At 62.6% G+C, this 21,408-nt stretch carries 20 protein-coding genes; 5 read left to right on the top strand and 15 right to left on the bottom strand.

Annotated features, from left to right (window positions below; all coding sequences use genetic code 11):
* Positions 1-219: 219 nt before the first annotated feature.
* Positions 220-1,437, top strand: coding sequence for an argininosuccinate synthase (locus ACK59Z_RS12040; protein WP_003254941.1), 1,218 nt, complete (start codon positions 220-222; stop codon positions 1,435-1,437).
* Positions 1,438-1,504: 67 nt separating this feature from the next.
* Here ACK59Z_RS12040 and ACK59Z_RS12035 read toward each other — a convergent pair whose 3' ends face one another.
* Complete coding sequence (locus ACK59Z_RS12035; protein ID WP_019750604.1) at positions 1,505-1,987, bottom strand: hypothetical protein; 483 nt, start codon at positions 1,985-1,987, stop codon at positions 1,505-1,507.
* Positions 1,988-2,355: 368 nt separating this feature from the next.
* Here ACK59Z_RS12035 and ACK59Z_RS12030 point away from each other — a divergent pair, with 368 nt between their 5' ends.
* Positions 2,356-2,979 (top strand): response regulator transcription factor, encoded by a 624-nt coding sequence (locus ACK59Z_RS12030; RefSeq protein ID WP_003254939.1) that lies wholly within the window; start codon positions 2,356-2,358, stop codon positions 2,977-2,979.
* Positions 2,980-3,049: 70 nt separating this feature from the next.
* Here ACK59Z_RS12030 and ACK59Z_RS12025 read toward each other — a convergent pair whose 3' ends face one another.
* The 7 genes from ACK59Z_RS12025 to metG form a co-directional block, all read right to left on the bottom strand.
* Positions 3,050-3,226, bottom strand: a complete 177-nt coding sequence (locus ACK59Z_RS12025) for a PA3496 family putative envelope integrity protein (RefSeq protein ID WP_003254937.1) — start codon at positions 3,224-3,226, stop codon at positions 3,050-3,052.
* Positions 3,227-3,330: 104 nt separating this feature from the next.
* Positions 3,331-3,969 (bottom strand): endonuclease III, encoded by a 639-nt coding sequence (nth, locus tag ACK59Z_RS12020; protein ID WP_003254935.1) that lies wholly within the window; start codon positions 3,967-3,969, stop codon positions 3,331-3,333.
* A 4-nt stretch (positions 3,970-3,973) separates the two neighbouring features.
* Positions 3,974-4,498: an Rnf-Nqr domain containing protein gene (locus ACK59Z_RS12015; RefSeq protein WP_003254934.1), complete on the bottom strand. Its 525-nt coding sequence runs from the start codon at positions 4,496-4,498 to the stop codon at positions 3,974-3,976.
* Entirely contained in the window at positions 4,491-5,093 is a 603-nt protein-coding gene (locus ACK59Z_RS12010; RefSeq protein WP_003254931.1) for an RnfABCDGE type electron transport complex subunit G, read from the bottom strand. Before ACK59Z_RS12010 ends, ACK59Z_RS12015 begins: the two co-directional genes overlap by 8 nt.
* Positions 5,090-6,061 (bottom strand): RnfABCDGE type electron transport complex subunit D, encoded by a 972-nt coding sequence (locus ACK59Z_RS12005; protein ID WP_108191760.1) that lies wholly within the window; start codon positions 6,059-6,061, stop codon positions 5,090-5,092. The genes ACK59Z_RS12010 and ACK59Z_RS12005 overlap by 4 nt, the downstream gene beginning before the upstream one ends.
* Positions 6,058-6,606, bottom strand: a complete 549-nt coding sequence (locus ACK59Z_RS12000; protein WP_108191759.1) for an Rnf-Nqr domain containing protein — start codon at positions 6,604-6,606, stop codon at positions 6,058-6,060. The genes ACK59Z_RS12005 and ACK59Z_RS12000 overlap by 4 nt, the downstream gene beginning before the upstream one ends.
* A 106-nt stretch (positions 6,607-6,712) precedes the next feature.
* Positions 6,713-8,752, bottom strand: a complete 2,040-nt coding sequence (gene metG, locus ACK59Z_RS11995; RefSeq protein ID WP_070095980.1) for a methionine--tRNA ligase — start codon at positions 8,750-8,752, stop codon at positions 6,713-6,715.
* Between the two features lie 158 nt (positions 8,753-8,910).
* On the opposite strand from metG, the gene apbC reads away from it, so the two are divergent.
* Positions 8,911-10,005 (top strand): iron-sulfur cluster carrier protein ApbC, encoded by a 1,095-nt coding sequence (apbC, locus tag ACK59Z_RS11990; protein ID WP_003254924.1) that lies wholly within the window; start codon positions 8,911-8,913, stop codon positions 10,003-10,005.
* A gap of 251 nt (positions 10,006-10,256) precedes the next feature.
* On the opposite strand, the gene ACK59Z_RS11985 is transcribed toward apbC, so the two are convergent.
* Positions 10,257-10,466 carry a cold-shock protein gene (locus ACK59Z_RS11985; protein ID WP_003254922.1) on the bottom strand — a complete coding sequence of 70 codons (210 nt, stop codon included), beginning with the start codon at positions 10,464-10,466 and terminating at the stop codon, positions 10,257-10,259.
* Between the two features lie 327 nt (positions 10,467-10,793).
* On the opposite strand from ACK59Z_RS11985, the gene dcd reads away from it, so the two are divergent.
* On the top strand, positions 10,794-11,360 hold the full coding sequence (dcd, locus tag ACK59Z_RS11980; protein ID WP_003254920.1) for a dCTP deaminase: 567 nt from the start codon (positions 10,794-10,796) through the stop codon (positions 11,358-11,360).
* Between the two features lie 94 nt (positions 11,361-11,454).
* Positions 11,455-11,682 (top strand): hypothetical protein, encoded by a 228-nt coding sequence (locus tag ACK59Z_RS11975; RefSeq protein WP_003254918.1) that lies wholly within the window; start codon positions 11,455-11,457, stop codon positions 11,680-11,682.
* Positions 11,683-11,688: 6 nt separating this feature from the next.
* On the opposite strand, the gene pdeM is transcribed toward ACK59Z_RS11975, so the two are convergent.
* From pdeM to ACK59Z_RS11945, 6 genes are all read right to left on the bottom strand, one after another.
* The gene (gene pdeM / locus ACK59Z_RS11970) at positions 11,689-12,339 is read right to left on the bottom strand and encodes a ligase-associated DNA damage response endonuclease PdeM (protein ID WP_108191758.1); all 651 of its coding nucleotides are present in this window, start codon (positions 12,337-12,339) and stop codon (positions 11,689-11,691) included.
* Positions 12,336-14,786, bottom strand: coding sequence for a ligase-associated DNA damage response DEXH box helicase (locus ACK59Z_RS11965; RefSeq protein WP_108191757.1), 2,451 nt, complete (start codon positions 14,784-14,786; stop codon positions 12,336-12,338). Before ACK59Z_RS11965 ends, pdeM begins: the two co-directional genes overlap by 4 nt.
* 67 nt (positions 14,787-14,853) lie before the next feature.
* A complete protein-coding gene (locus ACK59Z_RS11960) occupies positions 14,854-15,969 on the bottom strand; it encodes a succinylglutamate desuccinylase/aspartoacylase family protein (RefSeq protein WP_409293070.1) in 1,116 nt (371 codons plus the stop codon).
* A gap of 113 nt (positions 15,970-16,082) precedes the next feature.
* On the bottom strand, positions 16,083-17,741 hold the full coding sequence (locus tag ACK59Z_RS11955; RefSeq protein WP_108191755.1) for an ATP-dependent DNA ligase: 1,659 nt from the start codon (positions 17,739-17,741) through the stop codon (positions 16,083-16,085).
* A complete protein-coding gene (locus ACK59Z_RS11950) occupies positions 17,738-18,754 on the bottom strand; it encodes a ligase-associated DNA damage response exonuclease (RefSeq protein WP_108191754.1) in 1,017 nt (338 codons plus the stop codon). Before ACK59Z_RS11950 ends, ACK59Z_RS11955 begins: the two co-directional genes overlap by 4 nt.
* A 126-nt stretch (positions 18,755-18,880) precedes the next feature.
* A complete protein-coding gene (locus ACK59Z_RS11945; RefSeq protein WP_108191753.1) occupies positions 18,881-21,322 on the bottom strand; it encodes a penicillin acylase family protein in 2,442 nt (813 codons plus the stop codon).
* Between the last annotated feature and the right edge of the window lie 86 nt (positions 21,323-21,408).

The raw sequence follows: 21,408 nt of genomic DNA, 5'->3' as shown, positions 1-21,408 counted from the left end.
CTGGCGGCGCTCGATCTCACAGGCGCTGAACTCCTCAAGGCATGCACGCTGCGGCTCGACGCCCCTCCATGGTCCTCATGCCACATCCCGCAACCGACCGCCCGTCGCCCCTACGAAAGTTCCTGTCGCTTTGTCGTCAGAAGCTGTCGCCCCACTGTAAATTTATCCGCAACGCCGGTAGAATCGGTCCCTTTCCGTACAACCCCGTGGAGTGATGGCATGGCGGACGTAAAAAAGGTCGTACTGGCGTATTCCGGCGGCCTTGATACTTCGGTGATTCTCAAGTGGCTGCAGGATACCTACAACTGCGAAGTGGTGACCTTCACCGCTGACCTGGGGCAGGGCGAAGAGGTCGAACCGGCCCGTGCCAAGGCCCAGGCAATGGGCGTTAAAGAGATCTACATCGACGACCTGCGCGAAGAATTCGTGCGTGATTTCGTGTTCCCGATGTTCCGCGCCAACACCGTCTACGAAGGCGAGTACCTGCTGGGTACTTCCATCGCCCGTCCGCTGATCGCCAAGCGTCTGATCGAAATCGCCAACGAAACCGGCGCTGACGCCATTTCCCATGGCGCCACCGGTAAGGGTAACGACCAGGTGCGCTTCGAGCTGGGTGCCTATGCCCTGAAGCCAGGCGTCAAGGTCATCGCCCCATGGCGTGAGTGGGACCTGCTGTCCCGCGAAAAGCTGATGGACTACGCCGAGAAGCACGGCATCCCGATCGAGCGCCACGGCAAGAAGAAGTCGCCGTACTCGATGGACGCCAACCTGCTGCACATCTCCTACGAGGGCGGTGTCCTGGAAGATACCTGGACCGAGCACGAAGAAGACATGTGGCGCTGGAGTGTCTCGCCTGAGAACGCCCCGGACCAGGCTACCTACATCGAGCTGACCTACCGCAATGGTGACATCGTTGCCATCGACGGCGTCGAGAAATCCCCGGCCACCGTCCTGGCAGACCTGAACCGTATCGGTGGTGCCAACGGCATCGGCCGTCTGGACATCGTCGAAAACCGTTACGTCGGCATGAAGTCGCGCGGTTGCTACGAAACGCCTGGCGGTACCATCATGCTCAAGGCACACCGTGCCATCGAGTCGATCACCCTGGACCGCGAAGTCGCTCACCTGAAAGATGAGCTGATGCCAAAGTATGCCAGCCTGATCTACACCGGCTACTGGTGGAGCCCGGAGCGTCTGATGCTGCAGCAGATGATCGATGCTTCGCAGGTCAACGTGAATGGTGTGGTGCGCCTGAAACTGTACAAGGGCAATGTGACCGTGGTTGGCCGCAAGTCGGACGATTCGCTGTTCGATGCCAACATCGCCACCTTTGAAGAAGATGGTGGTGCCTACAACCAGGCAGATGCTGCTGGCTTCATCAAGCTCAATGCTCTGCGTATGCGCATTGCCGCCAACAAGGGCCGTTCGCTGCTCTGATTGCTGGTGTGTGCGAAAACCCCGGCTCAGTCCGGGGTTTTTTTATGCCCGCGCAAAGGCGGGTCGTTCAACTTCGATGGCTCACATCATCGCCCTCAAGTGCGCTGATCGAAAGCTGCGCACATTGACGTCTCTCCAGATTGCAAAAGCGCCAGACTCGGGTTGGCTCGGGCGGTTGGGCAAGTGCGTGCAAGAGTTGCTGCTCCATCATGCGATAGGCGTCGGGGCCGGAGAACATGAACGTGACAGGCTCGCCCTGTACCGCCTCACGGGCATCATTGGAAATCGCGGGTGTGGCCACACTGTTCAGTGCTGGCGTGTTGGGCTGTGCTGTGCTGTCGGGTTGCGGGTTGTAGAACGACTTGTAATTGAAGTTGAGCGTCAGAAAGAACAGTGCCGTCAGAAAGAATGGAAAGCCTACCAGGAACCAGGTGTAGAGCTTTTGGCTGGACTCGCCGAGAAATGGCAGTGTGGCAAGGGCGGAGGCTTCGATGATCCCCGCGAAGATGGCAATGATCGTCAGCGGGGCGACAGGTTGTGCTTGGGTCATATGGGCCGTCTCCAGCGGTTTTGTCCATCTTTACCTTACTGCTGTACTCAACTAAAGGCTGGATTGTTTCCCGGGGGAGGAATGATCGTCAGAGAGCCTCGTTGTATGGCTTTTTCAACGTGTTTGAATCGGAAGTTTTCCTCTGTTGAAGATCAGTATTCAACTGGTACGTTTATGTCTGCGGGTGGTACCGTTTCTTTCGGTAATAAGTAATTTGTTTGTTACAACCATAGTCATTATGTGTAGGAAGTTTCTGTAAGTTCTGTAGGCTTTTTCTGTCCATCGCTTTCGCTGGTAAATCGCCGCGCCAGCAAGCGTCCTGTCGGTTATCGTGGCGTGCCAAAGCAACAACAATGTATGGATATCGCATGAATAAAGTGCTTATCGTGGATGATCATCCGGTCATACGCCTGGCCGTACGCATGCTGATGGAGCGGCATGGGTATGACGTTGTGGCGGAGACTGACAATGGGGTAGCTGCGCTGCAGCTGACGCGGCAACACCTGCCGGATATTGTGGTGCTGGATATCGGTATCCCGAAGCTGGATGGCCTGGAGGTGATCGCCCGCATGGCGACATTCAGCCCGGGTAGCAAGGTACTGGTGCTGACGTCGCAGGCCCCCGGCAACTTTTCGATGCGCTGCATGCAGGCAGGGGCGGCGGGTTACGTGTGCAAGCAGCAGGAGCTTACCGAACTGCTCAGCGCTATCAAGGCTGTGTTGTCGGGTTACAGCTACTTCCCCAACCAGGCCTTGCATGCGTCACGTGGCAGGGGGGCGGGCAGCGAGACGGATATGGTGAATCGCCTGTCTGCGCGAGAAATGACGGTGCTGCAACAACTGGCGCGAGGGCGTTCGAACAAGGAGATTGCCGACAGCATGTACCTCAGTAACAAGACGGTCAGTACCTACAAGTCACGGCTGCTGCTCAAGCTCAATGCACGGTCATTGGTTGACCTGATCGAGCTGGCGCAACGGCAAGGTCTGAACTGATCGCCAAGCCTTGAAGCCTCCAGCCAGGAGGCTTTGCCAGGGCTATCGGTCCTTGACTACGGGACCCGCACTACAGGTCGTAATCGAAATCGGCCAACTGCTTTTGCAGGCGCCGTTCTTCCAGCATGTTGTCGATGGTGCGGCGTTTGCTCAGGTTGGTTTTTGCTGTTTCAACCTGTGGCTCCGCGTCATCGTCTGCGGCAACAAAATCATCATCGATCGACAGGTCGTCTTTATCGGTACTCATGAGTCGCTCCAAGCCAAGGGGCCATTGGCCGTCCTTATAACCAGAAAGCAGACGCTGGTAAAAAAGATTTTTTCAATCGACGTGAGTGGTTTTTGGCAATCGGCTCAATCGTCGGAGGTTTTGTGCTTGTACTCGCACAAATCTTCGATCCTGCAGCTGCCGCACCTTGGCTTGCGCGCCTGGCATACGTAGCGCCCGTGCAGGATCAGCCAGTGGTGGGCGTCGAGCAGATAGTCCTTGGGTACAAACTTGACCAATTTCTTTTCCACTTCCAGCACCGTTTTGCCTGGCGCGATGCCCGTGCGGTTACTCACCCGGAAAATATGAGTATCCACGGCCATGGCCGGTTGGCGAAACGCCGTGTTAAGCACCACATTGGCGGTTTTGCGTCCGACGCCGGGTAGCGCCTCCAACGCTTCGCGGGTTTGCGGTACCTGGCTGTCGTGGCGCTCGATCAGCAGCCGGCACGCTTCTATGACATTCTTGGCCTTGCTGTTGTAAAGCCCGATGGTCTTGATGTATTCGCTGAGGCCTTCAACGCCCAGGGCATAGATGGCCTCGGGGGTGTTGGCGACGGGGAACAGGCGGGCAGTGGCCTTGTTGACGCCGACGTCGGTGGATTGCGCGGACAGTGTCACGGCGACCAGCAGTTCAAACGGGGTCGTGTAGGCCAGTTCGGTCTTGGGGTCGGGGTTGTCTTCGTGCAGCCTGCGAAAAATCTCCAGGCGTTTGGCGGCATTCATGAAATCAGGGCTTTCCTTGACGATGTGGGTGGGCAGGGCCCGGAAGCAGGCGATTGTACAAGGCCAACAGCAGTCCCAGCAGCAGTAGCGCACCGGGGGCGAGGCTGGCCAGGTGCAGCTCGGCATGGTCAGCCAGCCATTGGCGGCTGGCGCCCAGCAGCAGGCAACTGGCAAAGACAGCGCCGAGGTGCGTTGCGAGCAGGCGCCAGCGGTGTTGGTCAGGCAACAGGTGGTCACTGGCCAGGCATTGCAGGCACAACAATGCGGGATAGTGGCCCAGGGCAATGGCCAGCGGTAGCAGCCAGGCCCGCATGGCCAACTGCAGGCAACTGGCCAAGGCTGCCAGCAGCAGCAGGCTAGCCAGTACATAGGCCCAGCTGGCCATGTGTTTACGCAGTGGCGCCAGCAACAGTTGGTGCAGGCACCCCATCACTACTGCGCACAGGCCGATGGCCGCGCCTTCAGCCAGCGTTCGGGTGGCACCCAGCAGTGGCGCCAGGCTCATGGCCAGCAGGCAGAACCTATTCATGGGTGGTGCCCTCCAGCAATACACTACGCTGCTCGTCGAAATAGCTCAGCGCATCCTGCAATGCGGCGATCACCGCTCGCGAGGTCACGGTTGCGCCGGCCAATTGGTCAAAGTCACCCTGGTCCCGCTTCAGTGCCCAGTGATCGCCCTGATCGCGGTTGTTGAACTGACTCAGCCAGTGCAATCGCGGATCTCCCAGGCGGTCGCCCAGCCCGGGGCTTTCCTGTTGTTCGACAACCTGGCTGCCGATCAGCCGGCCGTCCGTGGTGATGGCGACGCTCAGTACGATCGGCCCGGCATACCCCTGGGTCTGTGTGATCAGGATAATGGCGCTTGGCTTACCTGCCAAAGTGGCACGGTAAGCCGCCAGGATACGGCTGTTGGGCCGCTGTGCGGCGGGCCTTGGCAGCGGGCTTTCCAGCGGCTGGTTGTCATAGCTACCGTCGGGCAGCACGGCCAGCCGCTGGCGGCTTTGCAGCTGCTTTTCAGCGCCTGCGATGGCCGGACCGGTCCACTGCCGCCAGGCCAGGGTGGCAGACACTGCCAATACTCCAGTCAGCAGCAGCAGGCCCACATCCCGAACCCCGCGCTTCATCGGGCTGCCTGCTGACGCCGCACAGCCATACGATCGAGCGTCGGTGCCAAAAGGTTCATCAGCAGGACGGCGAACGCGGTGCCATCCGGGTAGCTGCCCCATGTACGAATCAGGTAGATGAGCACCCCTGTCCCCACGCCGAAGCACAGCTTGGCCCAGTCGTCTCTGGGGCCGGACACTGGCTCGGTCGCAATGAAGAAGGCTGCCAGCATGGTCGAGCCGGAAAACAGGTGCAGCAAAGGCGAGCCATTGGAGTCCGACCCCGAACCGTTCCAGCCCAACAAGCTGAATACCACTAGCCCTGCCAGCAAACCTGCCGGCGCATGCCAACTGATCACCTTGCGCTGCAGCAAGAACAGGCCGCCAAGCAGGAATGCCAGGTTGACCCATTCGCTGCCTGCCCCGCCAATGTTGCCAAAGCCTGGATGGCTGGCAAACAGCTCGTCGATGGTCAGGCTACGGTTGTGACGCAAGCCGTCGAGCAATGTCGGACGGGCCCAGGCATCGATCTGTTCGCCCCCAGCGAACACCTGCTGCACGCTGTCGAGCAGGCCTGGGGCCTGCCCAGGCCAATGGTTCATCTGCAACGGGAAGCTGAGCAGCACGAAGGCATAACCCACCATGGCCGGATTGAACAGATTTCGCCCGACCCCACCGTAGGCCTGCTTGCCGATACCGATCGCGACACTTGCCGCGATGACCGGCAGCCACCATGGCGCCAAGGTGGGCAGGGCGGCCGCCAGCAGCACGGCGGTCACCAGTGCGCTGCCGTCGTTTAGCGCCTGGCTAAGTGATTGGCTGCGCAGTGCCAGCAGCAATGCCTCGCACAGCAGCGCGGCGCTGGCGCACAGCAACAGGTTCAGCATCATGCCCCAGCCATGCAGCCAAAACAGCGCCAGCAGTCCAGGCGTGCAGGCGAGCAAGACCAGGCGCATGCTGGTGCGTAGGCGCGGATCGGGACTGCTCATTGGCCAAACATTCCGTTGAAACCGGAAAGCGCCATGGCCATCACCCCGGCACCAATCAATTCGATGGGCAGGCCGCGCAGCGCGTCGGGAATATCCGCGTGGGCGCTGCGCTGGCGCAGGTCGGCGAACACCATCAGCGCCAGCCAGAAGCCGCCCCCGGTCAGCAAGCCTTGGAGCAGCATGGTTGGCCAGGTGCCGTCGTCGCTTGTCTGTTGCAGGGCCAGCCCAAGCACTGCTGCATTGCTCAACAGCAACGCTGGCAACCCCACTACAGGCCAGGCCGGGCGCCACTTGGCCAATAGCCACGGCAGGCCCCAGGCGAGCAAAGCCAGCCAGGGCAATAGCAGAAACAGGGCAAGATCGTGGATGTGCAACGGGGCAAGTACCGCGTGCACCAGCAACTGCGCGCCGATTACGCCCAGGGCGATGCACAGGGCGCAGGCCAGGCCGTGCACCTGCAGTTGCAGCCCGGAGAGTGGCTGTCGGAGCAGGCACAGGTGATTGATCAGTGCGGCGCTGATCAGGACCAGGATGTAGTCATTCATGAGATGACGATAGCCGGGAATCGGGCCGATTGTCCGGGTTTGGCATGAAGGGGCCTGCGTAATTGTGGGAGCGGGCAGGCCGCTCCCACAATGGCCCGCAGGGCGGTTACTTGATGCGCTGGCCTGGCTTGGCGCCGCTGTCCGGGCTCAGCAGGTAGATTTCTTCACCGCCAGGGCCGGCAGCCATGACCATGCCTTCGGACACGCCAAAGCGCATCTTCCGGGGTTTGAGGTTGGCTACCATCATGGTCAGGCGGCCTTCCAGCTTGGACGGGTCTGGGTAGGCTGACTTGATGCCGGAGAACACGTTGCGGCGCTCGTCACCAATGTCCAGGGTCAGTTGCAGCAACTTGTCGGCACCCGCCACGGCTTCAGCCTTGACGATCAGCGCCACACGCAGGTCGACGGCATTAAAGGTATCGAACTCGATCTCTGCCGACAGCGGGTCCTTGGCCAGCTCGCCATTGCCCGCCGGGGCCTTGGCTTCGGCAGCCAGCAGGTCTTCCTTGCTGGCAGCGACCATGGCTTCGACCTTGGCCGGCTCGATACGGCTCATCAAGGCCTTGAACGGGTTAAGCGCGTGGTTTTCCAGGCGTGTCAGGTGGTCGTTCCAGGTCAGCGGGGCCACGTTGAGGAAAGCCTCGGCGTCAGCGGCCAGCACCGGCAGTACCGGTTTGAGGAAGATCACCAGCTGGCGGAACAGGTTGATGCCTTGGGCGCAGATGGCCTGGACTTCATCCTGCTTGCCTTCCTGCTTGGCCAGTGACCACGGTGCCTTGTCGGCGATCCAGGCGTTGGCGCGGTCGGCCAGTGCCATGATTTCGCGCATGGCGCGGCCAAAATCACGGGCTTCATAGGCTTCGGCGATGGAGGGGGCGGCAGCCAGGAAGGCTTCGGTCAGCTCAGGCGCGGCATCACCGCTGACCATCACACCTTCGTTGCCCTTGTGGATGAAACCGGCGCAGCGGCTGGCAATGTTGACGACCTTACCGACCAGGTCGGAGTTGACCTTCTGCACGAAGTCTTCCAGGTTCAGGTCCAGGTCGTCGACGCCACGGCCCAGCTTGGCCGCATAGTAGTAACGCAGGTATTCCGGCTGCAGGTGATCCAGGTAGGTGCGGGCCTTGATGAAGGTGCCGCGCGACTTGGACATCTTGGCGCCGTTGACCGTCAGGTAGCCGTGCACGTTGACTGCGGTCGGCTTGCGGAAGCCGGCGCCTTCGAGCATGGCAGGCCAGAACAGGGCGTGGAAGTTGACGATGTCCTTGCCGATGAAGTGGTACAGCTCGGCCTTGGAGCCTTCGTTCCAGAAGGCGTCGAAGTCCAGCTCCGGGCGGCGTGCGCAGAGGTTCTTGAAGCTGGCCATGTAGCCGATTGGCGCATCCAGCCATACGTAGAAGTATTTGCCAGGCTCACCCGGGATCTCGAAGCCGAAGTACGGCGCGTCGCGGGAGATGTCCCACTCCTGCAGGCCGGAGTCCAGCCATTCAGCCAGCTTGTTGGCTACCGCGTCCTGCAGGGTGCCGCTTCGGGTCCACTGCTGCAGCATGGCCTGGAAGTCTGGCAGCTTGAAGAAGAAGTGCTGGGAATCACGCAGTACCGGGGTGGCACCGGAGATCGCTGACTTGGGGTTCTTCAGCTCGGTGGGTGCGTAGGTGGCGCCGCATTTTTCGCAGTTGTCGCCGTACTGGTCTTCGGCCGCGCACTTCGGGCAGGTGCCCTTGATGAAGCGGTCGGCAAGGAACATGCCTTTTTCCGGGTCGAAGTACTGGGTCACCGAACGGGTGGCGATGTGCCCGGCTTCACGCAGGCGCGAGTAGATCAGGCTCGACAGCTCGCGGTTCTCTTCGCTGTGGGTGGAGTGGAAATTGTCGAAGTCCACCAGGAAGTCGGCGAAATCGCTGCTGTGCTCGGCCTGGACGTTGGCGATCAGCTGTTCCGGGGTGATGCCTTCCTTTTCGGCGCGCAGCATGATGGCCGAACCGTGGGCGTCGTCGGCGCAGACATAGATGCACTGGTTGCCGCGCAGCTTCTGGAAGCGCACCCACATGTCCGTCTGGATGTACTCCAGCATATGGCCGAGATGGATCGATCCATTGGCATAGGGCAGGGCGCTGGTGACGAGAATCTGGCGTGGCTCGGACATGGTGGCTCGGCTACTTATCTGGCTACGGGGTAAAAATGAGGGTGATCGGCCACTATAAAGGGCTGGCGAAGATATTTCACCCCGCAAGCGCATCTGCTGACGATTGACGGGTTAGGATAGGCGGCTGTTTTACATTCAGTTTGCCAATGGGAGTCTCCATGAGTGCCGTCACCCGTGCCGCCGTTGAAGGCGTGCTTCGCCAGTACACCGACCCCTACCTGAACCAGGACCCGGTCAGCGCCGGCTGCGTGCGCGCCATCGATATCCAGGGCGGGCAGGTCAGCGTGCAGTTGCAGTTGGGTTATGCCGCAGGGCTGTTCAAGAACGGCTGGGCCCAGGTGCTGCAGACCGCCATTGGCAGCCTTGAGGGGGTCACTGGCGCCCAGGTTTCGATCGATTGCGTGGTGGCCGCGCACAAGGCCCAGGCCCAGGTGCCAGCCATGGCCAACGTCAAGAACATCATCGCCGTGGCCTCGGGCAAGGGCGGTGTGGGCAAGTCGACCACCGCTGCCAACCTGGCCTTGGCCCTCGCCCGTGAAGGTGCGCGGGTAGGTATTCTCGATGCCGATATCTACGGCCCCAGTCAGGGGGTGATGTTCGGCATTGCCGAGGGTACCCGTCCACAGATTCGTGAGCAGAAGTGGTTCGTGCCGATCAAGGCCCACGGCGTGGAAGTCATGTCCATGGCCTTCCTCACCGACGACAACACGCCGATGGTATGGCGTGGCCCGATGGTGTCTGGCGCGCTGCTGCAACTGGTCACCCAGACCGCCTGGGATGACCTGGATTACCTGGTGATCGATATGCCGCCGGGTACCGGTGACATCCAGCTGACCCTGGCACAAAAGGTGCCGGTGGTCGGCTCGGTGATCGTCACCACGCCACAGGACCTGGCGCTGCTGGATGCCAAGAAGGGCGTGGAAATGTTCCGCAAGGTCAACATTCCGGTGCTGGGTGTGGTAGAGAACATGGCCGTGCATATCTGCTCGAATTGCGGCCATGCCGAACACCTGTTCGGTGAAGGTGGCGGCGAGAAGCTGGCCAGCCAGTATGGCGTCGACCTGCTGGCGTCGCTGCCGTTGTCGATGCTGATACGTGAGCAGGCCGACAGCGGCAAGCCGACGGCGATCGCCGAGCCGGAAAGCCAGATTGCCATGGTTTACCAGGAGCTGGCCCGCCAGGTGGGCGCGCGGATCGTGCTGCAGGAAGCTGCGGCGCCGGCAATGCCCAGCATTACCATCAGCGAAGACTGACGCATTCCCTGTGGGGCAACTGTCTTGCTCAATTTCTAAAAGCTGGCGCGATCCCTGTGGGAGCGGCCTGGCGTCGCGAAAGGGCCGCGCAGCGGCCCCAGGATCTCGGCATAATGCATAGATTGCTGGGGCCGCTTTGCGGCCCTTTCGCGACACAAGGCTCCACACACTTGCAATGCATGGCCTTCAGACAGGCATAAAAAAACCCGCCATAAGGCGGGTTTTTTTGAAAGCTAGGAAGCTAGATCGACTTAGGCGATCTGAACTTCTTCAGCCTGCATGCCTTTCTGGCCGCGGGTAGCGACGAAAGTAACAGCCTGGCCTTCTTTCAGGGTTTTGAAGCCGTCAGCTTGGATGGCTTTGAAGTGCACGAACAGGTCATCGCCCGACTGAGGGGTGATGAAGCCGTAGCCTTTCTCATCGTTGAACCACTTAACAACACCGGATTGACGGTTGGACATTTTTCTGTCTCCTTGGACAATTTGATAACGGTCAGGAAAAACCCTGCCCGGGACTGAGCGCAAAGAGAGCAGAAAATTCAGCGATGGGCCGATCAGGATCGTGCATCAAACTAGAGATTCTCGGTGTCACGTGCAGCACAGTGGCAACACCTTACCCCACTTTCCGCAACCTGCCAATGGTCAGAAGACGCTTTAGGCAAATTCGGATCGGCGGCGGCTGCAGCCCCCACCCGGCGCGGGATGTGGGATGGAACTTTAACCTGGGCGCCGGGACCGGTAATATGCGCGTCACGATTTTCACCTCGCAACTCTTCAGGACACCCCGCCATGAGCATCAAATCGGACAAGTGGATTCGCCGCATGGCGCAGGAACACGGCATGATCGAGCCGTTCGTCGAGCGCCAGGTGCGCGGCGAGCAGGACAACCGCGTGATCTCCTTCGGCGTCTCCAGCTATGGATACGACGTACGCTGCGCCGACGAATTCAAGGTGTTCACCAACATCAACTCGGCCACCGTCGACCCGAAAAATTTCGATGCTGGCAGCTTCGTCGATATCAAGAGCGACGTGTGCATCATCCCGCCAAACTCTTTCGCCCTGGCGCGTACTGTCGAATATTTCCGCATTCCCCGTGACGTGCTGACCATTTGCCTGGGCAAGAGCACCTACGCCCGGTGCGGCATCATCGTCAACGTCACGCCGCTCGAGCCCGAGTGGGAAGGCCACGTGACGTTGGAGTTCTCCAACACCACCACGCTGCCGGCGAAGATCTACGCCAACGAAGGCGTGGCGCAGATGCTGTTCTTGCAGTCCGACGAAGAGTGCGAAGTGTCGTACAAGGACCGTGGCGGCAAATACCAGGGCCAGCGCGGGGTCACGCTGCCGCGTACCTGAGCCGACAAGCGCGGGGAATTACCCGCGCCTTTGGCACTCCAACGAAGTAACGCCGGTGTGCATGATGTACATCGGCTTTCGTCAGGAGCAGCCAATGAAACTCCATCCCGCAATCAGTGCCAAGCTGGCAGGCCTGCAGCCCAATCACGTAGGGTTGTTGCCCTGGTCACTGCTGGCGCACCCGCTGCCCATGCAAGCGGGGGGCGTGCCCCATCAACCTGACCCCGATACCCCGCAACCGCCGGAACCCGGTGAGACGCCTCCCATGGAGCCGGGTGAACCGACCTTGCCGGACGAGCCGCCTCCCGCCCCTGTCGCCTGAGCGTCGCTAAAGCGGCCAGACGCGGTCAGCGCCAACCAGGTACAGCCGGCTGGCGCTGGCGGGGGGGATTTCCCACCCTCCGGTGAACTCACCGAATGCAGGTAGCAGGCTGACTTGCTCATCGATCACGAAGCAAGGCAGGCGCAAGCGCTGACGGGCCTTGCCGCGCAGGACGAAGACGGGGTGTACGTGGCCCGCCAGTACCGGGTGTGTGTGGTGGGGCTGCGGCTCGTGCTGCAGGGCAAAGGGCTCCAGAACCCAAGGCTCGTCCACGACCTGAATATCGAGTGAGGCGGGTGGATCGCCGGCGTTGCGGTCATGATTGCCGCGTATCAGCACTATTTTCAGTTCTTTGTGCCGCTTGCGCCAATCATCCACTTTGGCCAGCGTTGCCGGTGCACGGGCCGTGCGGGCATGCAGAAAGTCGCCCAGGATGATCAGTTGCTCACAGTCATGTGCGGCCAGCAGGCGATCGAGCCTGGCGAGTGTCGCCTCAGTCGTTCCACGTGGCACCGGTTGATGCAGGGCGCGGTAGCTGGCGGCCTTTCCGATGTGCACGTCGGCCACCAGCAAGGCGCGGCGGGCGGGCCAGTAGATGGCTTTGTCGGCAAGCAGCCAGAGCGCCTGCCCCCGGTGTTCGATGGGTTGGTAATTCATCCCGCGTTCGCCGCTTGTTCCAGTTCCGCCACCATCCGCGCAATGCGGTCTGTCAGTTTCTCGGTGCTCAATGTCTCGCGCATGCCTTCCACCAACAAGGCAAACGCCAGTGGCCCTGGCCGCTTCAACGCCCGCAGGTCCAGTTGCAACTCACCCATTTTTAGCAGTTGCCGATGCAGCCGTTCGATTTCCAGCTCTTCGCTCAATACTTCATCCCGCGCCTGGCCAAGCAGCAAATTCCCCGCGTCGTGCTTGCGAAACACCTCATAGAACAGCCCGCTGGAGGCCTGGATTTGCCGCGTGCTCTTCTGCGCGGCGGGATAGCCACCAAACACCAGCCCGGCAATCTGGGCAATTTCGCGAAAGCGCCGCAGTGCCATTTCCCCGGCATTCAGGCTGGCCAGCACATCTTCCAGCAGGTCCCCGGTGCCGAGCGCTTGTGGCAAGTGCCTGGCCCAGTCCACCTGGGCAGGGCTGAGGAGTTCGAATCCGTAATCGTTGACGGCAATCGACACCGACAGCGGTTGTGCGCGGCTAACCCGCCAGGCAATCAGATTGGCCAAGCCCAGGTTGGCCATGCGCCCGGCAAAGGGATACAGGAACAGGTGCCAGCCCTGGCGTGACTTGAAGGTTTCGGCCAGCAGCGTGCCCGTGGTGGGTAAGGCTGACCACTGCGCCTGGAGCGCAAGCAGCGGGCGTACTGCGCGCATTTCCGGCCCGTCAAAGCGTTCATGGGCTGCAGCGTCGAGCTGCTCGACCAGCGCCTCGGCCAGTTCGCTCGAGAGCGGCATACGCCCGCCGTTCCAGCGCGCTACCGCAGCCTTTCGCGCCGTGCTGCGACGCACATAGGCCGTCATGTTTTCCACGCGTACCAGCTCCAGTACCCGCCCGGCAAATACCAGCGTATCGCCGGGGCGCAGGCGGGCGATGAACGCTTCTTCAACACTGCCCAGCGTTTTCCCGCCGCCGCCCTTGCTCCAGTATTTCAGTTGCAGGTTGGCATCGCTGACGATGGTCCCGATGCCCATGCGGTGGCGCCGCGCCAGGCGTTCGCTGGTAACCCGGTAAACACCGTCGGCCTGGCGCTCGACGCGCTGGTAGTCCGGGTAGGCGGTCAGTGAGCTGCCGCCGTGGCAGACGAAGTCCAGCGCCCATTGCCATTGGCTGTCGCGCAACTGGCGAAAGGCCCAGGTGCTGCGCACTTCGGCGAGCAGTTGCTCCGGGCGAAAACCGCTGCCCAAGGCCATGCTGACCAGATGCTGTACCAGCACGTCCATGCACAGGCGCGGTGAAAAGCGGGCTTCGATGTGGCCGGCTATCAGCGCCTGCCGGGCCGCCGCCGCTTCCACCAGTTCCAGGCTATGGGTGGGCACCAGGGTGACCCTGGAGCGCCGCCCAGGCGCGTGTCCTGAGCGACCCGCCCGCTGCATCAGGCGGGCGATGCCCTTGGCCGAGCCGATTTGCAGCACCCGTTCCACGGGCAGAAAGTCCACGCCCAGGTCCAGGCTGGACGTGCAGATCACGGCCTTCAGGCTGCCTTGCTTGAGGCTGCGCTCGACCCAGTCGCGGGTATCGCGGGCCAGCGAGGCGTGGTGCAGGGCGATCAGCCCGGCCCAGTCCGGGCGGGCCTCAAGCAGGGCCTGATACCAGATTTCTGCCTGGGCGCGGGTGTTGGTGAACACCAGGCTACTGGCACTGGCATCGATCTCGTGACAGACCTGGTCGAGCATCTTCAGGCCCATGTGTCCAGCCCAAGGGAAGCGCTCGATCGCTGTTGGCAGCAGGGTGTCGACTTGCAGTGCCTTGTCTTGCCGGCCTTGCACCAGCAGGCCGCCCTGGGGCAGCAAGACATCCCGTGCGTGTTGCAGATTGCCGAGCGTTGCCGACAAGCCCCAGGTCGGTAGGCCTGGGTGCCAATGCCGCAGGCGCGCCAAGGCCAGCTGCAGTTGTACCCCGCGCTTGTTGCCAAGCAGCTCGTGCCATTCATCCACTACCACCAGTTGCAGCGTGGCGAAATCCTCATGTGCCTGTGCCCGGGTGAGCAGCAGGGTCAGGCTTTCGGGGGTGGTGATCAGCACACTGGGTAGCCGCCGGGCCTGTCGGGCGCGCTCGGCACTGTTGGTGTCGCCGCTGCGCACCCCTACGCTCCAAGGCAGCTGGAGCTCATCAAGCGGCGCTTGCAACGCACGTGCGGTGTCGGCGGCCAGGGCACGCATGGGCGTCACCCACACCACCTGTATGGGGGCCAACTGGCGGCCCTGGGGCCTGGGCTTGAACGCACGTAGTGCAGCGAGCCAGACCGCATAGGTCTTGCCGGCACCGGTACTGGCATGCAGCAAACCAGACTCGCCCCGTTCGACGGCAGCCCATACGCGCCGTTGGAAAGCGAAGGCCTTCCAGCCGCGCTTGGCAAACCAGGCATCGGCGAGGTCGGTAGCAGCAGGCATGAGGCAGGTGGCCCTCCGAAGGCTGTGCTTCTACAGACCACTTGCCGGCTGCAATGGTTTTACCGGATCAATTGGCCAACAGGTAGCCGCTGCGGCATACCTGTTCGCCGGCCACATGGGCGATGACCATGCCAGCCGTGGCCATGCGCCGTACGCTACGCGCATACAGCAGGCCTGGCTGGCTGTTGCGCAGGGCGGTGACTCGGTCACTGAGTGGGTCGATGACTTCGGCAATCAGTTGGCCGGCCTCAAGGTGCTGGCCCGGTTTGGCGTGGTAAACCAGCAACCCACCCATTGGCGTTGCCACGGGTTCCACCGCGGCCAACGGCGTGGCGTGGCGTAACAGCGCGGGCAGAGCGGCGCTGGTGCCTTCGATGACACCTGCATGGGTCAGGAAGTCGAGGATCGCCTGGCAGTCCTTGCTGGCCAGATCATGGCTGACATCCGCCTGGCCACGCAGCTCGACGGTGACCGAGCAGCAGCCCAGCGGAATCGGGAAGCGTTTGCCGAAACGTTGCTGCAATTGCCACCAGACCAGGCTGAAACATTCATCGAACGACTGCCCGCCCGAGTCGGTTGCCAGCAGGCTGGCCTGGGCGCCCAGGTAACGGGCCAAGGGTTCGATCTGGGGCCAGGCATCGGGGGTGGTGTACAGGTGCTCGACTGCTTCGAAGTCGCAGTGCAGGTCCAGCACCATATCGGCATCGCAGGCCAGGCGCTGCAGTATCAGGCGCTGGGCCTGCAGGGGTGTGCGGGCCGGGTGTGCGTCCAGGCCGCGGCGCAGGTATTCGCGGATCAGTGCAAGGTTGTGCGTCGGGTCCTGGGTGAGGTGTTCTTCGATCAGGTCGCCGATGCTGTCCGACAGGTCGACGAAGTTGCGATTGAAGTTCTCGCCGCTTTGCAGTTCAAAACGCCCCAATGGCGCATCCAGCAGCACTTGCTCCAGGCCCACCGGGTTGGCCACCGGCACCAGAATGATCTCGCGCTGCAGTCGGCCTTGCTGTTCCAGCTCGACCAGACGGCGCTTGAGGTGCCAGGCTACCAGCATGCCCGGCAGTTCGTCGGCGTGCAGCGAGGCCTGGATATAGACTTTGCCACCACTGCGGGGGCCGAAGTGGAAGCTGTGCAGTTGGCGGGTGATGCCCGGTACGGGGGAGAGCAGGTCATGGGTTGAATGGTGCATGTTGGTCCTGGCTGCGTGGCGAAAACGGTCTGCGACACGGGTCGGCTCAAAAATAGAAGCATAGTTTCAGCGAATGCGCCTCATCCTGCAGCAGTCAGGCACCGCAAACTTTTTCAGGCCAGTAGCGCCTGCAGGGTGGCCAGGTCATCTGCCTCCTCCACCGGCTTGTCCAGCCGCCAGCGCAGCATGCGCGGAAAGCGCACGGCAATACCGCTTTTGTGGCGCCGGGACAGGGCGATGCCTTCGAAGCCCAGCTCAAACACCAACGTTGGGGTCACACTGCGCACCGGCCCGAACGTTTCCACCGTGGTCTTGCGGATGATGGCGTCGACCTTGCGCATTTCTTCGTCACTGAGCCCTGAATAGGCCTTGGCAAAGGGCACCAACGCCCGACCTGGGGTGCCTGCCGGTGCATCCCATACGGCAAAGGTGTAGTCGCTGTACAGACTGGCCCTGCGGCCGTGGCCCCGTTGGGCATAGATCAGCACCGCATCGACGCTGAACGGGTCGATCTTCCACTTCCACCAAATGCCCATGTCCTTGGTGCGCCCCACGCCGTACAGGGCCTCGCGCTGCTTCAGCATCAGCCCTTCCACGCCCAGGCTGCGTGACTGTTCGCGCTGGCGGGCAAGGTCGGCCCAGTCCGGGCCTTGCAGCAAAGGCGACAACAGCACGGGGGCAAGTGGGTGTTCATCCACCAGGCGTTCCAGCTGGCTTCGGCGTTCGTGCTGCGGTCGGCTGCGCCAGTCATCGCCCTGCCACTCCAACAGGTCGTAGGCCTGCAACACCACCGGCGCATCGTTCAGCAGCTTTTTGCCCAGCGTTTTGCGACCGATGCGCTGTTGCAGCAAGGCGAAAGGCTGCACGGCCAGTTCCGTCTCGGTTTCACCGGGTTTCCAGACCAGGATCTCGCCATCGAGCACCACGCCATCGGGCAACGTCTGTGCCAGGCCATGCAGTTCGGGGAAACGCTCGGTAACCAGTTCTTCGCCGCGTGACCACACCCACAGCTGGCCATCGCGCTTCACCACTTGCGCCCGAATGCCGTCCCACTTCCATTCGATTTGCCAATCGCTTGGTGGTCCGAGCAGGGTATCGAATTGATCGCTGGACACTTGCAGCGGATGGGCCAGGAAGAAAGGGTAGGGCTGGCCGCCACGCTGGTTGTGTTCATCGGCGGACTCCGGGGCGATCAGCCTCTGGTAACTGGCTGCAGTGGGGCGATGGCCTATATCGGTGTAGCCGACCAGGCGCTGGGCCACGCGTTTGGCGTCCAGCCCGGCCAGTTGCGCCAGGGCGCGGGTGACCAACAGCTTTGACACGCCCACGCGAAAGCTGCCAGTGATCAGCTTCAGGCATAGCATCAGGCTGGCGCGGTCCAACCGGGCCCAGAGCGGCGGCAGGCGCTGGTGGACTTGCTCAGGCGGCAGCCCGCGCAGGGGCAGCAAATGCTGTTCCACCCAGGTGGCCAGGCCTTCCTCGTTGCCATCGGGGTGCAGCGGCAGCAGCAGCGAAATGGTCTCGGCCAGGTCGCCCACGGCCTGATAGCTTTCTTCGAAAAGCCAGTCCGGCAGGCCAGCCAGCGTTGTTGCCAGTTCACGTAGAAGGCGGGTGGGCACCAGTTGGCGTGGGCGCCCGCCGGCCAGGAAATACACCGCCCAGGCAGCATCGTCGGCGGGTGCCATGTCAAAGTAGTCGCGCAGTGCCTCGAGCTTGGCATTGCTGGAGGTGGTCGCGTCCAGGCGCAGGAACAGCGTTGCGAAGGCTTTCATGGTGAGGGGGCGGTGTTGGGCACATCGTCTTCATCGCCATACTCGGTGACAAAGGCGCGGGCATCCAGGCCTTGTTCGGTGAGGTAGCGCACCAGTACCTCGACCGAGCCGTGAGTGACCATCACCCGTTGGGCACCGGTCTGGCCAATGGCCCAGAGCAGGCCGGGCCAGTCGGCGTGGTCGGACAGCACAAAGCCCCGGTCCACGCCGCGCCGTCGGCGGGCGCCGCGTAGCAGCATCCAGCCGCTGGCGAAGGCATCACTGTAATCGCCAAAACGGCGTATCCAGCTACTCCCGCCGGCTGATGGGGGCGCCAGGACCAGTGCCTGGCGCAGCAGAGGATCGTTGCGCGGTATATCGCCTGCGTAGCGGGTTTCCGGCAGGCGGATACCGGCATCCCGATACACCCGGTTGAGCGGCTCCATGGCGCCATGCACGAGGATCGGGCCGATGCTGGCATCCAGCCCATGCAGAATCCGCTGGGCCTTTCCGAAGGCATAGCAGAACAGCACGCTGGCCTTGCCCTGTTCACGGTTGGCCCGCCACCAGGCATTGATGCTGGCGAAGATCTCACTTTGGCTTGGCCAGCGGTAGATCGGCAGGCCGAAGGTCGACTCGGTGATGAAGGTGTGGCACGCCACCGGTTCGAAGGGCGTACAGGTGCCATCGGGTTCTACCTTGTAGTCACCGGATGCAACCCAGACTTCACCTCGATACTCCAGGCGCACCTGTGCCGAACCCAGCACGTGCCCGGCCGGGTGCAGGCTCAACGTCACGCCTTGGTGCAGCAGGCGCTCACCGTAGGGCAGGGTCTGCAAATGGATGTCCTGGCCCAGGCGGCTGCGCAGAATGCCGGCACCGGGGCTGGCGGTCAGATAATGGCCATTGCCGCTGCGTGCGTGGTCGCCGTGGCCGTGGGTAATGACAGCCCGGTCCACGGGCCGCCAGGGGTCGATGTAGAAATCACCGGGCGGGCAGTACAGGCCTTCGGGGCGGGCGATGACGAGGTCCATGGCACGGGCACTGGTTCTGGGGTTACCCGTTAAGAGGCATGGTGCTGGACGTTAGTTCGGATGGATTTGGGAGGGAGCTGCTGAAAAACTTCATCAAGCCCCCTCATGCACCCCTGAAGAATGCCGTTACCGCCCCGGTACCAATGTAAGCCGCTGGTTGCCATACGCCCTGCCGAAGTTCTGCTGTTGCAGTGGCAGGCTCATGAAGCGCCCTTTGAACCAGGCATCCAGCCCGTCGCGGTAATGCGCGCTGGCCGGGTTGCCGGACTGGCCGCTGCTGGTCAGTATCTGCAACGGTTCGGCCTGGCCGAAGTCGACGATCATCCGTGCCGAGGCTGGCAGATGCGTGTCGAAGTCGCTGCCCCAGGCGAATGGTGTGAGGGCCAGGGTAGTGAAGTCGCCGCCTGCGGCAAGCGGCGCACGGCTGATCGCATCCCCCAGGCCATGGTAGGCCGGTGCCGGCCAGCGGTACTGGTGCAGCTGGCCCCACTGCCAGGTGCGTCGGTCGGCACCCAGCTGCGCGATCCCGGCCTCCATTGCGCCCGCCAGGCTGCGGGCGAGGATGGCGGGCTTGTCTTCTTTTTGCGGCGTGTTGCGGTCATCCCAGAAGGGGCTGTCATCGCGGCCCAGCAGATGATCGGCCTGCGCCGAGAACGACAAACGTGCATTGCTGACGAATGCCTGCCACGCCGGGCCGGCCTCCGGGCCCAGGTCATCGAGGAAGGTCTGGCGAGCGACCTCCTGCAAGAACAACTCGTACAGCGCGGCATCGGCCGACACCGGGCTCAGGCGGCCATCGAAGGCCTTGAGCCGGGCCAGCGTGTCGCGGGCCTTGTCGCGCTGCCCGGCGGGGAGGGCGTCGATCGCCTGCTTCAGTGGCTGGGCCATGCCGGGTGCGTCGAACATCTGCTTGAGCTTGTTGGCCAGCAGGGTCACTTGGTCGTTCTGCAGGGCCATCAGGCTGCGACTGTCGTGGCGACCGTTGCCGGCCAGCTGTGCCAGACGTTCGGCACGTTCGGGGTAGTACCAGGTGCTGGACAGCTGCATGCCATAGCCGCGCGGCAGGCTGCGCTGGTTGGCGTGGCCGATCCAGCCTGCGGGCGGGTCCTGGTCGTACGGGTGCAGCATCGGGTCGGCATAGCCGTCCCAGTCGTAACGCCCGTCCCAGCCCGGCGAGGGCAGCAGGCCCTGGCCTTCGCGGCGATTGGGGTAGCGGCCACTGACTTGCCAGCCGATGTGCTCAGGCTCGGCGAAAACAAAGTTGACGGCAGCAGCCGTCACTTCACGTGTGCTGTCGAAGGCTCGCTCCACGTTCTTGGCCCGCGTCAGGTCGAACAGAGCATCCAGGCTGCGATCACCTTTGAACTGGGGCAGGTTCAGCGCCAGGCCCAGGCTGGCGTTTTCTGGCTGGGCCAGCAGGGTGCCGTGGCGGGTGTCGTACACCACTTCGCGCACGGGTCGCTGGCCACGTACGAAGTAGGTTTCGCTGCGGGCGCGGGCCGGCAGCCATTTGCCATCGGCCAGGTAGCTCAGCTGATTGCCTTGGCGGCGCAGCTGCTCGAGGAACAGGTCCTGATTGTCGGCCATGACCGCGCTGCTGCTCCAGGCCAGCTTGCCATTGTAGCCGGCCAGCACAATTGGCAGGCCCGGCAAGGACAGGCCGGCAACCTGGTACTTGCTGGTATTGATTTGTACCGGGCTCAAGGCCCAGGCGGCGCGGCTGTCGCTGGCCAGCAGGCTCTTGCCGCTGCGGCTGCGCTGCGGGCCCAGGGCCAGGTTGGCCGACCCCGGGCTACCGAGCAGGTCGAGGTCGGCGAGCTTCTGGCTGGCAGCTGCCAGGGCTGGCAGCCCCGGCAACTGGCTGGCCAGGTTCAGGCCCTTGAGCTTGTCCACTTCCATTTCGGCCAGCGGCTCGTCCGGGGCCCCGGGCAGCAACCAGGCCAGCTTGTCGCTACCGGCTTTCTGCGCCAGGGTCAGGGCGCTGAGTTCCTCTTGCAGGTTGACCGACTGGCTGAACGCGTACAGGCAGAAGATCAGCGCCGAGTCTTCAGGCTTCCAGTATTCGGGGCGATAGCCACTACTGGCCAGGCCTGCTGGCAGCTTGTCGCGGTAGCGGAACAGGTAGGCGTTGACCCCGCGCGCGTACACTTCGAAGAAGCGCTTGAGCCGTGGCGATGCGTCGGCGTATTGCTGGGCGGCACTTTGCTTGAGGTTGGCGGCGCGCATGAGGCGGTCGATATCCAGCGCCTCGCTGCCGGCCAGTTCGGCCAGACGGCCTTGGGCGAGCAGGCGCATGGCGACCATCTGTTCGATGCGGTCGCCGGCGTGCACATAGCCCAGGCTGAACAGCGCATCATGGAAGCTGCTGCTTTCGATCAGCGGCGCGCCCATGGCATTGCGCCGTACCGAAACATTCTGTGCCAGGCCTTTGAGCGGCTGCACGCCGCTGGTCGGTGGCACGCTATCCTGGTAGCCGCCCGTCTGGCAGCCGGCCAGCCCGAGCATGCCGAGCAGGGTGGCAGCGGTTGCGAACCGCAGGCGGAAGGGAGGAAAGGCGGGGGCGGCCATGGCAAGGGCTCCTGCAAGGCGAGGCTGGTTTGGAAAGGCGCTAAGGTAGTAAGCGCGCAGGCGCCATGCAAGGTCCCAGGTCGGTT

Source organism: Pseudomonas sp. KCJK9058 (genome assembly GCF_046230975.1).
GTDB classification, from domain to species: domain Bacteria; phylum Pseudomonadota; class Gammaproteobacteria; order Pseudomonadales; family Pseudomonadaceae; genus Aquipseudomonas; species Aquipseudomonas alloputida.
The sequence above is the reverse complement of the archived record's forward strand: the minus strand, read 5'-3'. Positions and strand labels throughout refer to the sequence as shown.